Raw genomic sequence first — 12,911 nt, 5'->3', positions numbered from 1 at the left:
GCGGCGGCTCGGGCGACCCGAATAACTGCGGCTACGGGCGGGATTGGGTAGACTGGCACCGTGTCTCTCGGGGGGAGCACCGCCATGCCGATCCGTTACCTGAAGATCGTCCTGATCGTGTTTCTGGGCCTGATGGCCCTTTTCTACGGCCTGCAGAACATCGTCAACCTGGAGGCCGCGCACCAGGTGGTCGCCGCCGTCCTCGCGATGGCCGACCACGAGTACTACGCCTCGTCGCTGGGGCCGCCGATGACGAGCCCGATCGTCTCGGGCCTGGCGCTCGCCGTCATCATCGCCGGCGAACTCGCCGCGGGTGTGGTGGCGCTGAAGGGCGCGTGGGACCTGTGGGCGAACCGCAGGGCGCCGGCGGCCGCGTTCAACGGCGCGAAGACCTGGGCGCTGCTGGGCGCCGGCATCGGCATGGTCGTGTGGTTCGGGTTCTTTCTGTCCATCGGCGGGTCATGGTTCCAGATGTGGCAGACCCAGCTCGGCGCGCAATCCCTGGACGGCGCGCTGCAGTACTTCCTCTGCTGCGCCATCGTCTTCGTCATCGTCAACATGGACGACGCCTGACACTTGGACGACGCGCCGAGCCGCACCGCCTTCGGCACTGCCTTCGCCCGCGCGGTGCACCGGCGCATCGACGATGCGCCTGCCGTCCTCGACGACGCCGTCGCAGAACGGCTGCTGCCCGCCTATCAGCAGCGCTACATTCGCCGCCTCGGGCGGCTGTCCCGATTCTGGCGTCGCTACTACGTGGGCCAGGCCGATGCCTTCACGGCGTTGCGCTCCCAGGTCGTCGTGCGCTGCCGCTACGCCGAAGACGCCCTCGCCGAGGCCCGCACCCACGGAGCCGGGCGCTACGTCATACTCGCCGCGGGCCTCGATACCTTCGCACTGCGGCAGCAGCCGCCGCTGATCGACGTGCTGGAGATCGACCATCCCGCCACCCAGCGGTGGAAGCAGGACCTGCTGCAAAGCCGGGGCCTGGAACTGCCGCCGGAGCTCGACTTCCTGCCGGTCGATTTCGAGGCCGTGAGCCTGGACGAAATCTGGCCCGGCCGTCCGTCCCCCGACTTCATCTCCTGGCTGGGCGCCACCTACTACCTCAGCCGCGACGCCATACGGAACACGCTGGCGGCGCTGGCCTCGTGCACCGCGCCCGGCTCCCGTATCGTCTTCGACTACTGGAGCGAGCATCCGCCCACCGCCGCCGGCAACCTGCTGCTGTGGGGCACGCGGCTGGCCGTCGCCCTGCAGCAGGAACCGATGCTGAGCTTCTTCGACCCGGACGAGATCGAAACCCTGGCCGCGGAGGCCGGCTGGAGCGTGACGGAACACCTGACGCCAGCGGCGCAGAACGAACGTTACCTGGCCGGACGGCGGGACGGACTCATCGTCCCCTCCTTCGCCCATCTCCTCGAGCTCACTAACGCGGCCGAGGGCTGAGCCGGGGCTGCATCGGCAGCGGCCACCGGTCCGAATAACCGGCCATGAACGCCGCTACCGCCACCGCCACAGCCGACGTCACGGTCTGGTACGACAGCGAGTGTCCGCTGTGCCTGCGGGAGATCGCGCTGATGCGGCGGCTCGACCGGCGCGGCGCCATCCGTTTTGTCGCCATCCAGGACGGCGGCGACTGCCCGCTCGACCGGTCCACGCTCCTCGAGCGCTTCCACGCGCAGGAGGACGGCCGGTCCATCGTCTCCGGCGCCGCGGCCTTCGCGGCGATGTGGCGGGCCATCCCGCTGCTGCGCCCACTCGGTCTGCTGGCGCGATTCCGGCCGGTGCTGTGGGTGCTCGAACGGCTCTACCGGGGATTCCTTCGTATCAGGCCGTGGTTGCAGCGGCGTTTCGGGGGCGTGGGTCGGGCCTGAAGGCCCTACTACGCGGGACGGCTGCTGTAGGAGGGCCTTCAGGCCCGGNNCCCCCCCCCCCCCCACCCCCGCCCCCATCCAATAGCCCCCCCCACACCATCGTCTCCCGCCCGCCCAGCCGCAGCCTCTGCCTGACACCGAACCCCAGTTTCTCCAGCACGCGGATGGACGCGGCGTTGTCCGGCGAGACCAGCGCCACGATGTCGGCGACGCCGAGGCCGCGTCCGTACGCCAGCACGGCCCGGGCCGCCTCCACGGCATAGCCCCGCCCCCGTGCCTCCGGCAGGAAGGCGAAGCCGACGTCCGTGACGTCGAGTTCCTCCCGGTACAACAGGCCGCAGACGCCCAGCGCCTCGCCGCTCTCCCGGCTGCCCACGAAGAACTGCCCGTAGCCCGGCCTGGGCTGGCAGGTCCATGCGCCCTCCCGGATGAAGCGCCGGGCGTCCTCGTCCGTGGTCAGCTGCTTGTCGCCGATGTGGGTGCGGAACGCCGCCTCGTTCACGAGGCGGAGCAGGAATCCGGCATCGTCTTCCCGCAGGCGGCGCAACGTGAGCCGCCGGGTCTGCGCGACGGGCCTCCCCTCGGCATCCGCCGGGGCGGTCGTCACCGGTCCGCCCCGGCGGCGCCCGTCACGCCCGGCCGGCTCAATCCCCGGCCCCTCGCATGCCGCGGGACCAGGCTTCCTTCAGCACGGGATACTGCTCGACCTTCAGCATCTGCTTGCCGGCGGCGCGGCGCGCGGCGGCACTGCCGGCCCGCTCCTGCGTGATGCGCCGCTGTTCCGCGTAGGGCAGCTGGGGCATCGCGTTGATACGTGCGGCCAGGCGCTGCAGCTCGCCGCTCAGCTCCTCGATCCTGGGGGCCGCGGCCGCGGCCGACTCCTCGTCGGTGACGCCTTCCAGCACGCCGGTGATCTCGGTAACCAGCTCGCGCTGGGCCTCCATGGCCTGCTCGTAGGCCGCCACGGCATCGCCGGGCCCGGCGTCGATGACGGTATCGGCAATGGCATCAGTATCGATATCGGTATCGGTATCGGTTTCCGGCTCGTTGCCGCAGGCGGCAATGGCGAGCACCGCGGCCAGTAGCAGCAGCGATCGAATCATGGACGAACTCCCGGATGGCATGCCGCCAGATTCTACAGGTAGGAGGGCCTTCAGGCCCGACCCCCGGGCGGCAACTCGGGGTCGGGCCTGAAGGCCCTCCTACACCTGTCAACCGTAGCGTTGCCCGCGCGTTGATGGATTACGTCAACAGCATCTGCAGGAGCAGCACCATGCGACAGGAATGGTTGGGAATCACGGTTCTGGGCGCCCTCGTCTCCCTTTCGGGACCGGCGCTGGCGGACCACAACAGCAAATGGGGCGAAGGCACGGCCAACATGCCGAACGACATCCACAACACCCGCATCGAGACGAGGGGCGACAACGAGACGTTCCGCGAGTTCGTGCAGAAGGGCAACGGCGCCGACTCGGTCAACCGCTATGCCTCGGAAGAGGACGAGACGCAGCCGGCCGCGGCCGCCCGCGAGAAGGGTGCCGACCGCAGGGCCGCCGAAGCCGGCGATGCCGGCAATGGCGGCAATGGCGGCAATGGCGTACGCGAGAATACCCGGGCGCAGAAACAGGAGCACCGGGCGGCCGAAGCCGCACCGACCGGATCCGAGGCGCGCAGCATGGAGCGCATCCGCGCCGAGCGGCGCATCGAGACCCGCTCGCGCGACGGGCTGAGAGGCAACGCGCGCGCCGCGAACCGCGCCGGCGGCCGCGGTCGCTGACGCCAACCCGGCACCTCAGGCGCCCCCGCCCCCGGGGCGCATGCTTGCCGGCGGATCCAGGGAAGGATCCGCCGGCTTTTTACGGCCGGTGTGCTAGATTGGCGGACCCCATTCCGGAACCGGAACCATGCACGTGTCCGCCGCCGTTACCCGGCTCTGGCCCCTGCTCCTGGCCGCCGTACTCGCGGCCTGCGCAACCCCGCCGGCCGAACCGCTCCGCGTCACCGGCGAGCGCCTTTTCATACCCGTGACGGTCAACGGCGTCGAGACCGAAGCCCTGCTGGATTCCGGCGCCGAGATGACGCTGATCGATGCGCACTTCGCCGAGCGTCTCGGACTGGCGTACGCGGGCGAGCACGTGGCGAAAGGAACCGGCGGCAGCGAGCCCATCCGCTTCGCGGAGAACGTCTCCATCCAGGCACCGGGCTTCGCCGCGGACGCGGTGACCGTCGCCGTGCTGGATCTGACGGACATCTCGGCCCGGCTCGTCGGCGAACCGGTGCACGTGGTGATGGGCCGGGAAATCTTCGATTCGGGCCGCTATCGGGTCGACATCGCGGGCCGGCGCTTCGAACGCGTATCGAGGTCGTCCCCACCGTCGGGTATCGCCCTGCCTCTCACCGAGCACCGCGGCATACGGCAGCTGCCGGTCAGCATCGACGACCTGCCGCCGACGGCTGCGGACTTCGACCTCGGCAACGGCAACGAAGTCCTCGTCGGCAGGGACTATGCCGCCGCCTCGGGCCTGCTCGAGGCGCACCCGGTCGTCGGCACCAAAGCGGGCGGCGGCATCGGCGGCGAGCTCGAGCGCGATCTCATCGTCGTGGACCGCCTCAGCGTCGGCGGCGTGGCCTTCGAGGACGTCACCGTCGCCATCGATCCCACGCCCACGGGTGCCGACGTCAACATCGGCGTGCGCATACTCCGGCATTTCGTCATCACGGTCGATTTCCCGCAGGACACCCTCTGGCTGCAGGCCAGGCCTTCCGTCGCGCAGTCCCCCTGACCGGCGCGCCGCGAACCACCCGGAGCGAAGCTCCTGAGCGCCCGGTCCAATTACGGGTTAGTATGGTTTCAGATGCAAGGATCGCATCCACACCAGGAACGACATCAATAACGACAATCGACCAAATATAAAAAGATAATCAGGGGGATAAATCATGAAGTCACAACTCACGACGCTGCTCGTGGCCGGCTCGCTGTTGCTGCTCGCCGGGCCCGCCTCGGCGCAGGACGCCTCACCGCAGATTCGGCCCGCCGAGTTCTTTCCCTGCACCTTCAACGAGGGCAGGGACATGGGCGACCTGGAGAAGGTCATCGCCCGCTGGAACGCTTTCACGGACGACAATGACGCCGACACCGGTTATCAGGCCTGGCTGCTCACGCCGGACTTCGTCAGCGGCGATCATGCCGGCTGGGATGTCGGCTGGCTCGGCGGATGGCCGAGCGGCGCGGACATGGGCAAGAGCCTCGATATCTGGCACACGAAAGGCGGCGAGCTGCAGCGCGCCTTCGCCGACGTGGTCACCTGCGCGGCGCACATGAACTACGCCGTCATGCCGATGAGAGAGGCCGCCGGCGAGCCGCCGAAAGCCCCGCTCCTGACGTTCGCCGACTGCGAAGTGGAGCGTAATGCCAACATGGAAGTGGGCCTGGGAGCGATCCGGGAATGGATCGAGTACGAGACCTCGGCCGGCGGCGACTCGCCGCACTGGGTCTTCTTCCCCGCCTACGGCGAGCCGGTGGATGCCGACTACGACTTCAAATGGGTGACCGGCTACCGCGACTACGCAGCCTTCGGCAAGGACTGGGACGCCTACGCCAACGAGGGCGGCTGGCAGAGGGCCCAGCAGATATTCCCGGGTGCGCTGGAATGCGACAGTCCGCGTGTCTACCGGGCGAAGCCGATCCGACTGCCCAAGGGGGGCTGACACACCGGACCGGATTCTGCTTCAGTCGCTGAACGTAGCGCAGCGTCACGAAAAAGCCGGAGTCCGCCGACATGGCATTCCGTCCGCACCTATAGGCCCGTCAGACCGGCGACCCCCACCAGGATGAGGTAGCCGGCAACGACGTAGTTCAACAGGCGGGGCACCACCAGGATCAGGATGCCCGCGAGGAGTGCGATCAGGGGCTGGAAAGCGAGGTGTATGGTCATATGTGTCCCGCCGGCCGTGCCGGGCCGACGACTCTCTTCAGCTTCGTCCCGCGAGAAGATGCAGGGAACATGCCAGCCGCAACGTGCCGGCCGGAGGCCCGCGGGCATGCCGCACCGGGCTGTCCGTGGCAAGGCCTGCGCACGTTCTTGCAGAAGTTGCACCATCGGCCGGCCCGGACGGTACCCGGACGAACCTCGACAGTAGCTGGAGCCCGCTGCCGCCCGGACGGGCGCGGTGCTAATCTACCGCCATGGACGGCCTGTTCAACAGACTGCACGATCGGCGGGAGCCGCCCGGCATCGAGCTGGACATCCTGCGGCGCATGCCGCGGATATTCCTGCTCGGCACCGCCGCGCCGTTCGTCCTCTCCGGCCTGATCCGGCTCTGGCTCGCCGGCGACCCCGGATTCGACGTGGCGAAGCGCATCGCCAGCGTGGACATATTCGCGATCGCGCTGGTGGTGACCTTCTGGACGGCTGCGCTCACCGTCTCCATCGCGTGCTTCATCATCTTCGTGATGAAGGGGCCTGGCTACGTGGCGGACGCCTATCACCTGGACGACTCGCCGGAGCCGGCCGCACGCCCGGACAGACTCCGGCCCTGAATCGGACGGCCCGGTCAGACCCGCGAGTAGACCTCCCGCATCACCTCCCCCACCTCGGTCATCGCCTGCGCGCCGTCGCCCTCGTAGGCCGCGCCGTGCATCGTCGCGCAGACCCGCGGGCTCAGCGCGGCGAGCCGAGCCAGGTGCGTGCCGGTATCCGGCGTCCACGGCATGTAACCGGCCATCGGGCTCTGCTGGTAGGTGGTCAGCGTCTCGCGGAAGCGCTCCGTGACGCTGTTGCCGGTGGCCGCTTCCACGTCGCCGAGCTGGTGCAGCAGATCCGAGCAGAACAGCACCCGCTCGGTCTCCTCGAACAGCATGGCGGCATCCCAGCCGTGGGGCAGGTGCGGCGTCGTGCAGAAATGGAATCGGCGGGCGCCGGTCGCAAAGGTCTCGCCGTCTTCCAGTATGCGCGGCGGGCGCTCGGCGTAGTCGCCCAGGAAGACCATCGCGCCCACGTGGCTGCTCACGGCGGCCGCGGCCGGCGCCGCCTCGAGCCAGCGGTTCAGCGATCCGCACTCGTCCGGCTCGAAGTGGCTGAAGCCGATCCAGCGCAGGCTCGCCGGGTCGATCACGCTGCCGACCGCCTCGTACACGGCCGGGAAGATCGACTGCATGCCCGTGTGGTAGAGCAGGGGTTCCTCGTCGCGGACGAGGAACTGGTTGAACTGGATGCCGGCCTCGGGCACGAAGGTGGAGATGCGGAACACGTCCGCGGCGATCTCGGTGATGGTGGTCATACCGCTCCCCTGATCTGACGACCACCCCGAAGCATACGCCGTTTGCGGCGAGGCGGCATTGGCCGCACCCGGGCCGCACCCGGGCCGCACCCGGACCATATAACGAGATGGAATACCACGGTAACAAAGCTCTATTTCACGCCGGACACCCGCGCCGGTAGCCTTCCCCGGCCCAGTATCCATCAGCCGGGAGAGAGATGATGTCTGCAACCGAAGAATTCCTTGCCGCCAACGAACGCTACGCCGAGACCTTCGACAAGGGCGACAAGCCCATGCCACCGGGCAAGAAGGTGTCCGTGGTCGCCTGCATGGACGCGCGGATCGAGACCGGGCGCCTGCTCGGCCTCGAGGAAGGCGACGCCCACGTGATCCGCAACGCCGGCGGCGTGGTCACCGACGACGTGATCCGCTCGCTGGCCATCTCCCAGCGCCTGCTCGGCACCCGGGAGATCGTGCTGATCCACCACACCGACTGCGGCATGCTGACCTTCAGGGACGATGCCGTGAAGGCGGAGATCGAGGAGGAGACCGGCGTGCGGCCGCACTTCGCGCTGGAGGCGTTCCCGGACCCGGCCGAAGATGTGGTGCAGTCGATCCGACGCATCCGTAACAGCCCCTTCGTGCCGCACAAGGACGCAGTGCGGGGATTCGTGTACGACGTGAAGACGGGGCGGCTGAACGAGGTGGAGGCGGCCTGAGGAGTCGGGGCTGAGGCCTTTGGGTATCGGGCCTGAAGGCCTTTGGGTGTCGGGCCTGAAGGCCCTCCTACCGTGCGATTGCTTGACCCGGGGGCGTGGGGATGCAAGCCTGACGGGGTGATCTAACCCGGCGTGCACCGCCGGAACGGAGCGCTGCATGCCGAACGAGACTTGGAGGTTCTTCCAGGCCTTCATGAAAGCCCCGATGGTCGTGGCCTCGGTCGTACCGAGTTCACTCTTCCTGAAGCGCCGCATCGTCGCGGCGGCCGACCTGGCGAACGCCGGGGTCGTCGTGGAACTCGGTGCGGGCACCGGCGGCACCACCCGGGCATTGCTCGAGGCCATGGGCAGCCGTGGCAGGCTGATCGCCATCGAGCGCACCGCCGACTTCGTGCCCGGGCTGGAGGCCATCGAGGACGAGCGCTTCGAAGTCGTACATGGCTGCGCGAGCACCATCGGCGAGGTACTGGCGGAGCGAGGCTACGCCGGCGCCGACGTCGTCGTCTCCGGCATCCCCTTCTCCACCATGCCGGAGGCGCTCTCCGCTGAGATCATCACGGCGGTCCACGACGCCCTCAACCCGGGCGGGCACTTCGTTGCCTATCAGTTCAGCGGCCGCGTGGCCGACTACACCCGGCCGGTGATGGGCCGCCCGACGATCCAGCGCGAGATCCTGAACGTGCCGCCCATGCGCGTGTTTACGTGGGAGAAGAAGCGGGCCGACCTCGACGCTGCCGCCAACGCGGCGTAGTCTGGGCGAGGCGCGGGTATCCGCGCGTGCCCGGAGTGCCACCGTGAAGCGACCGTCCTTCTCTGCCATCGCCATCGTGACCCTGGCAACCCTGGCGCTCGGCCTGGGCGCCTGCACGGGTCTGCGGCCGGGTTTCGAGACGCCGACCGTGACGGTGAGTTCCTTCCGCCCGCTGCCCGGCGATGGCGCCGTGCCCCGCTTCGAGATCGGGCTGCACATCGTGAATCCCAACCGGGAGGCGCTGAAACTGCAGGGCCTCGCCTATACCGTCAGCCTGGAAGGCCGGGAACTCGTGAAAGGCGTGGACAACGACCTGCCCGTGATCGAGGGCTACGGCGAAGGGGACGTGACGCTGGTGGCCACCCCGAACCTCCTCGGCGGCATCCGTCTCGTCACGGACCTGATGGCCACCCCGCGCGACCGCTTCTCCTACGCGCTGGAGGCGAAGCTGGACGTGGGCCGATTCACGCCGGCGATCCGGGTAAGGGACGAGGGCGAGATCGCGCTGCGATAGCGACGCAGGGATAGCGACGTAGGAGGGGCTTTAGCCCCGATCCATTAAATCAATCGGGCCTGAAGGCCCTCCTACCTCCTGCACTCAATTGCCTCCAAACGGGACGTCGCATCCCTCGTAGGTCTCGGTGCCCGCGATCGGCCGCGCCAGGCCCAGCTTGTCGGTGCCGCTCTCTATCTTCCTGGCCTGGGACGGCGTCGGTGTCGACAGGCCCGTCAGGCAGATGCGGTCCCGCGCCGAGCGTACGCCGTAGGTGCAGAGCCCGTCCCTGCCTCCGTCTGCACATTCCACCCCGATCTGCTGCACCGGCGCGTTCAGGAAGACGGTGTTGCCGCTCTCGTCGACGGAATCGTCCCAGGTGAAGATGATGGTATAGGCCTCCGGCAGCGGATTGCCCTGCGCGTCCACCCGGTTCTGCGGGATGACGTTGTCGATCGGCAGCCTGAGCGGATCGTCCCGCCGGTAGACCGGGTCCCCGTTCTTGTCCAGCAGCGTGACCCGCATCGTGTCGTCCTTCTCGACGCCCTGGTCGCCGATGGCGATAAGCGGCCGGGGCTCGCTGTCCACGAAGATCGGGTCTCGCGTGACCAGCGTTGGCAGATTGTCCTTGTCCGCATCGAAATTCGGCCGCAGCACCACCCGGTACAGCCCGCGCGGCACCCGCTCCAGCACCTTCAGGCCCACCTTGGTGCCTTCCTCGTTCACCTGCCGCGTCAGGGGCAGCGTATACACGACGCTGGTATCCGACTCGCTGACGAGATCCCAGATGGCGGAGTCGCCGTACAGGTCCATCCGGAAACCGAGAACGGTGATCTCCTCGCCCGGCTGCACGATGGGCGGATCCACGCCGCCGAGACCGCCCAGTCCCAGTAACAGCTCGTTGTCACCGGGTACCGGGACACGCAGCTTGTTGCCGGGGTAACTGTCATAGGCGTTGTTGCCGTCGGTGTCGCCGATGGCCAGCTCGACCTCCAGCGGTCCGCTGCCCAGCTGCGAGAAATCGATCGCGGAGAACGGCATCTCCAGCCGGGTGCACGCAAATCCGCAGTTGCCGATGCCGGAGATGTCCGTCTCGATGTAGCCGACCTCCGTCGAGTTACCGAACTGGTCCCGGATCACGAGTTGCGGACACCAGCCTTCGCCGAGACATGGCGCCGGCGCGTCGGGGTCCAGATTGCCGAGCCAGTCGCCTTCCAGCACCAGCGTGCGGTCAGTGTCGAACGCGTCGATGGTCTGCGGCGTCATCTTGCGAATCTGGGCTCGCGGTTCGATCTTGAACACGAAGCGTTCCGGGGTGAAGACGGCGCTGCCGAGATCGCGCACGAACTCGTAGATCTCGACAAACTTGAATATCTGCTTGGAATCCGGCCATTTGTCGGTAATCCGCTTCTCGATCGCATCCGCGCCCTCGCCCTGCAGGAACTTGGTCATGCAGTTGTACAGCTGGGGGCCGAGCTGCCCCTTCACGTATTTGCGGGCCCAGTCCGAGACGGTGGCGTCGAACGCGGCGGCGAGTTCGTCGGCCGGATCCGCCTTGATCTTGTCTTCGTCGGTCTCCAGGCGCTTGACGAGACGATCGATGGCGTCCCGCAGCGCCGGGTCGCCCATCAACCCGTCGATCATGCAGCGCCCGATCTTGTTGCGGGTATCGCTTTCGCCCACTTCGGCCAGGTCGAGGATCCAGGGGATGATGGCCTCCAGCCACATTCGTATCCGCAACGTGCGCACGAGTTCCTTCTGGGTCTCGCTCAGGGGTTTGGCGGGGTTGAACAGCCCGTAGCCGCTGGTGATCACCTCGATATAGCACTCCTCCATGTGGCACAGCGGCGTGCCGTCGTCACCGCGGAGGTAATAACCCCCGTTGTCGCCGGCGGCGTACTGGTAGGCGAGATCCGCGAAGGAAGAGCGGGAGTGGCGCCGCACGACCTCCTTCGGGTTCTGGCTCGCATAGGCGGCCTGCGCCATCTCGCCGAGGATCGCATCCGGGTCGCGGAAGCCGGGTTTGAACACCGCGGCGCTCAGCACGACCTTGCCGTCGACCTGCATGCAGAGGTCCGACCGCCAGAGGGCGCGGTACTCGTCCGCAGCGGTCGCGATCTCGTGCGCCTGTTTCCATTGCACTTCCTCGGGGCCGTAGCTGCAGCCGCCGATGCTGAACAGGCCGGGCACGGTGACGTCGGCGTCCCCATGACGCAGCACGGTGACCTGGGAGTTTTCGTTGCCGAAGGTCTGGCGGACGGCCTCACCTTCCGGATCCGGGTCGTCGATCGTCGACGCCACGATGGAGTCCAGCTGCTTGCCGTTGGTCGGCGTCCGCGGCTCGGACGAGGTCACGGTCCGCCCGCCATCGCCCGTTGCCTTTTCAGGGGTGCCGGCCGTGACGGCAGTCTCCGCCGTGAGCGATTCCCAGGAGCGCGCGACGGCGCTGACCGTGGAGTCCTCCGGTGCTGCTCCGCGCCCGGCGATGTGTTCCGTCATCGTGACCAGGTAGTCCCGTGCGGCGGGCGTCGTCAGTGCGCGTTCGAGCGAACCGCGTATTGCCGACCAGTCGTCGCCGCCCAGCCCGTCCAGATACCGGCGGATCCCCATCAGGCGGCCGACCAGCGTGCTGCGCTCCGATACCTCGGCCACCCTGTCGCCCGGCCACACAATGACCTCGAGGATGCCAGGGGAGCGCACGGCCCCGTCCTGGCCGACCACGTCGAAGCTCAGGGTCGTCGGCGCCCAGGCCGGGAGACTCGCTGTCAGCGTTTCGCCGTATGCAAGCGCCTGCCGGCCTCCGCCCAGGCGGACCGTCAGGTGCTCACCCTGGGCCAGCGGCAGATCGCCCGCGATCGTGATGCCCACTTCCTGGCGCAGATCGACGGCCAGGGCATTCGAGAGGCCCGCGCCGGTCCGTGCCAGCAGCCGATTGCCGCGAGCGGCCTCCGGCAGCGTCAGCGTCAGCGCGTCCGGGCCCTGCCCGGTAATCGGGATTGGCTCGCCGCCAAGGGTGACGGTCTGCACCCGGTCCAGGTTACGTCCGTCCAGGGTCAGCCGGCCGCCCGCGCTCGCGCTGCCGTCCAGCGGGAACAGCAGCGGCTCGTCGAGGCGCAGCGCGCGCAGCTCGTAGTTCTGCCCGCGCGAGGAGCCGACGACGACATGGGCACCGAACGAGTCGGGCTCCGGCATGACTTCCAGCAGCCCTTCGCCGGCAATGCTCGCCCTCGCCGCGCGGTAACCCTTGCCGCTGCGGAAAACCACCCAGATGCCGTTGCTGCCGTAGGCCGGCAGTCCCGTCACCTCCAGCTGCAGGGGATGGCCTTCCAGCGCCACATCGTCCACACGGCGGCCGTCGATCACAGACCACGCCGCCTCGACGGTCAGCGACTGATCCGACGACGGGTCGGCCATGCGCGGCCGGGTCGCCGGAGCCGGGTCGAATTCGTCGGGGATGCCATCGCCGTCGGCGTCGACGAAACGCAGACCCTGTTGCAGCCAGGTGTCCAGAGTCATGCTCTCGGCGATCTTCCCGGCATCGAAGCCCGCATCGGCCGGGGTGTCGTCTTCATCGCCCGGCTCCTCTTCTCTGCCGCCGTCGTCGTCGGTCTCGTCACCGGACTCGTCGCCGGTGCCGTCACCGGCGTCGCCGCCATCATTGCCGCCGCCTGCAACGGGCGGTGCCGGTGCCGGCTCGGCGGCGGTGCCGCCGCCACCGCCACCGCCGCACGCGGTGAGACCCGCGGCGAGCAGCACGGCCAGGCAGAACGCGGCCAGACGGGATACGCGATTCCCTGTGCTCATCTCGATACTCA

At 68.4% G+C, this 12,911-nt stretch carries 15 protein-coding genes; 10 read left to right on the top strand and 5 right to left on the bottom strand.

The genetic code is table 11. From position 1 onward, the window contains the following. Positions 1-84: 84 nt before the first annotated feature. From ACJMK0_RS05370 to ACJMK0_RS05360, 3 genes are read left to right on the top strand one after another with little or no spacing between them, the layout of a single operon-like run. The gene (locus ACJMK0_RS05370) at positions 85-573 is read left to right on the top strand and encodes a DUF2165 family protein (protein ID WP_405236235.1); all 489 of its coding nucleotides are present in this window, start codon (positions 85-87) and stop codon (positions 571-573) included. A 3-nt stretch (positions 574-576) separates the two neighbouring features. Next, positions 577-1,449, top strand: coding sequence for a class I SAM-dependent methyltransferase (locus tag ACJMK0_RS05365; protein WP_405236233.1), 873 nt, complete (start codon positions 577-579; stop codon positions 1,447-1,449). A 44-nt stretch (positions 1,450-1,493) separates the two neighbouring features. After that, entirely contained in the window at positions 1,494-1,877 is a 384-nt protein-coding gene (locus tag ACJMK0_RS05360) for a thiol-disulfide oxidoreductase DCC family protein (protein ID WP_405236231.1), read from the top strand. Here ACJMK0_RS05360 and ACJMK0_RS05355 read toward each other — a convergent pair. Next, positions 1,831-2,484 carry a GNAT family N-acetyltransferase gene (locus tag ACJMK0_RS05355; protein WP_405236229.1) on the bottom strand — a complete coding sequence of 218 codons (654 nt, stop codon included), beginning with the start codon at positions 2,482-2,484 and terminating at the stop codon, positions 1,831-1,833. The two genes, ACJMK0_RS05360 and ACJMK0_RS05355, sit on opposite strands and share 47 nt — an antisense overlap. Positions 2,485-2,521: 37 nt before the next feature. Beyond that, positions 2,522-2,980, bottom strand: coding sequence for a hypothetical protein (locus tag ACJMK0_RS05350; RefSeq protein WP_405236227.1), 459 nt, complete (start codon positions 2,978-2,980; stop codon positions 2,522-2,524). A 170-nt stretch (positions 2,981-3,150) separates the two neighbouring features. On the opposite strand from ACJMK0_RS05350, the gene ACJMK0_RS05345 reads away from it, so the two are divergent. The 3 genes from ACJMK0_RS05345 (at position 3,151) to ACJMK0_RS05335 (ending at position 5,582) form a co-directional block, all read left to right on the top strand. After that, on the top strand, positions 3,151-3,651 hold the full coding sequence (locus ACJMK0_RS05345; protein ID WP_405236225.1) for a hypothetical protein: 501 nt from the start codon (positions 3,151-3,153) through the stop codon (positions 3,649-3,651). Between the two features lie 127 nt (positions 3,652-3,778). Continuing rightward, positions 3,779-4,657, top strand: a complete 879-nt coding sequence (locus ACJMK0_RS05340; RefSeq protein WP_405236223.1) for a retropepsin-like aspartic protease — start codon at positions 3,779-3,781, stop codon at positions 4,655-4,657. Positions 4,658-4,811: 154 nt separating this feature from the next. Then, entirely contained in the window at positions 4,812-5,582 is a 771-nt protein-coding gene (locus ACJMK0_RS05335) for a hypothetical protein (RefSeq protein ID WP_405236221.1), read from the top strand. A gap of 89 nt (positions 5,583-5,671) precedes the next feature. Here ACJMK0_RS05335 and ACJMK0_RS05330 read toward each other — a convergent pair whose 3' ends face one another. Further along, positions 5,672-5,809: a DUF3096 domain-containing protein gene (locus ACJMK0_RS05330; protein ID WP_405236219.1), complete on the bottom strand. Its 138-nt coding sequence runs from the start codon at positions 5,807-5,809 to the stop codon at positions 5,672-5,674. A gap of 251 nt (positions 5,810-6,060) precedes the next feature. Here ACJMK0_RS05330 and ACJMK0_RS05325 point away from each other — a divergent pair, with 251 nt between their 5' ends. After that, on the top strand, positions 6,061-6,414 hold the full coding sequence (locus ACJMK0_RS05325; protein ID WP_405236217.1) for a hypothetical protein: 354 nt from the start codon (positions 6,061-6,063) through the stop codon (positions 6,412-6,414). A gap of 14 nt (positions 6,415-6,428) precedes the next feature. On the opposite strand, the gene ACJMK0_RS05320 is transcribed toward ACJMK0_RS05325, so the two are convergent. Beyond that, positions 6,429-7,154, bottom strand: a complete 726-nt coding sequence (locus ACJMK0_RS05320; protein ID WP_405236215.1) for an oxygen-binding di-iron domain-containing protein — start codon at positions 7,152-7,154, stop codon at positions 6,429-6,431. Between the two features lie 200 nt (positions 7,155-7,354). Here ACJMK0_RS05320 and ACJMK0_RS05315 point away from each other — a divergent pair, with 200 nt between their 5' ends. From ACJMK0_RS05315 to ACJMK0_RS05305, 3 genes are all read left to right on the top strand, one after another. After that, positions 7,355-7,852 carry a beta-class carbonic anhydrase gene (locus tag ACJMK0_RS05315; protein WP_405237898.1) on the top strand — a complete coding sequence of 166 codons (498 nt, stop codon included), beginning with the start codon at positions 7,355-7,357 and terminating at the stop codon, positions 7,850-7,852. Between the two features lie 157 nt (positions 7,853-8,009). Then, positions 8,010-8,603: a class I SAM-dependent methyltransferase gene (locus ACJMK0_RS05310; RefSeq protein ID WP_405236213.1), complete on the top strand. Its 594-nt coding sequence runs from the start codon at positions 8,010-8,012 to the stop codon at positions 8,601-8,603. Between the two features lie 43 nt (positions 8,604-8,646). Continuing rightward, positions 8,647-9,117 (top strand): LEA type 2 family protein, encoded by a 471-nt coding sequence (locus ACJMK0_RS05305; RefSeq protein ID WP_405236211.1) that lies wholly within the window; start codon positions 8,647-8,649, stop codon positions 9,115-9,117. 84 nt (positions 9,118-9,201) lie between these two features. Here the strand turns inward: ACJMK0_RS05305 and ACJMK0_RS05300 are convergent, their stop codons facing one another. Further along, on the bottom strand, positions 9,202-12,900 hold the full coding sequence (locus tag ACJMK0_RS05300; protein ID WP_405236209.1) for an IPT/TIG domain-containing protein: 3,699 nt from the start codon (positions 12,898-12,900) through the stop codon (positions 9,202-9,204). Positions 12,901-12,911: the final 11 nt, after the last annotated feature.

Source organism: Lentisalinibacter orientalis (genome assembly GCF_040706535.1).
Classification (GTDB): Bacteria; Pseudomonadota; Gammaproteobacteria; order Steroidobacterales; family Woeseiaceae; genus Lentisalinibacter; species Lentisalinibacter orientalis.
The sequence above is the reverse complement of the archived record's forward strand: the minus strand, read 5'-3'. Positions and strand labels throughout refer to the sequence as shown.

Bases quoted from the DNA above. Each gene is read 5' to 3' on its own strand.
- ACJMK0_RS05370 (WP_405236235.1), top strand. From the start codon at position 85: ATGCCGATCCGTTACCTGAAGATCGTCCTGATCGTGTTTCTGGGCCTG.
- ACJMK0_RS05360 (WP_405236231.1), top strand. From the start codon at position 1,494: ATGAACGCCGCTACCGCCACCGCCACAGCCGACGTCACGGTCTGGTAC.
- ACJMK0_RS05350 (WP_405236227.1), bottom strand. From the start codon at position 2,980: ATGATTCGATCGCTGCTGCTACTGGCCGCGGTGCTCGCCATTGCCGCC.
- ACJMK0_RS05345 (WP_405236225.1), top strand. From the start codon at position 3,151: ATGCGACAGGAATGGTTGGGAATCACGGTTCTGGGCGCCCTCGTCTCC.
- ACJMK0_RS05340 (WP_405236223.1), top strand. From the start codon at position 3,779: ATGCACGTGTCCGCCGCCGTTACCCGGCTCTGGCCCCTGCTCCTGGCC.
- ACJMK0_RS05335 (WP_405236221.1), top strand. From the start codon at position 4,812: ATGAAGTCACAACTCACGACGCTGCTCGTGGCCGGCTCGCTGTTGCTG.
- ACJMK0_RS05330 (WP_405236219.1), bottom strand. From the start codon at position 5,809: ATGACCATACACCTCGCTTTCCAGCCCCTGATCGCACTCCTCGCGGGC.
- ACJMK0_RS05325 (WP_405236217.1), top strand. From the start codon at position 6,061: ATGGACGGCCTGTTCAACAGACTGCACGATCGGCGGGAGCCGCCCGGC.
- ACJMK0_RS05320 (WP_405236215.1), bottom strand. From the start codon at position 7,154: ATGACCACCATCACCGAGATCGCCGCGGACGTGTTCCGCATCTCCACC.
- ACJMK0_RS05315 (WP_405237898.1), top strand. From the start codon at position 7,355: ATGTCTGCAACCGAAGAATTCCTTGCCGCCAACGAACGCTACGCCGAG.
- ACJMK0_RS05310 (WP_405236213.1), top strand. From the start codon at position 8,010: ATGCCGAACGAGACTTGGAGGTTCTTCCAGGCCTTCATGAAAGCCCCG.
- ACJMK0_RS05300 (WP_405236209.1), bottom strand. From the start codon at position 12,900: ATGAGCACAGGGAATCGCGTATCCCGTCTGGCCGCGTTCTGCCTGGCC.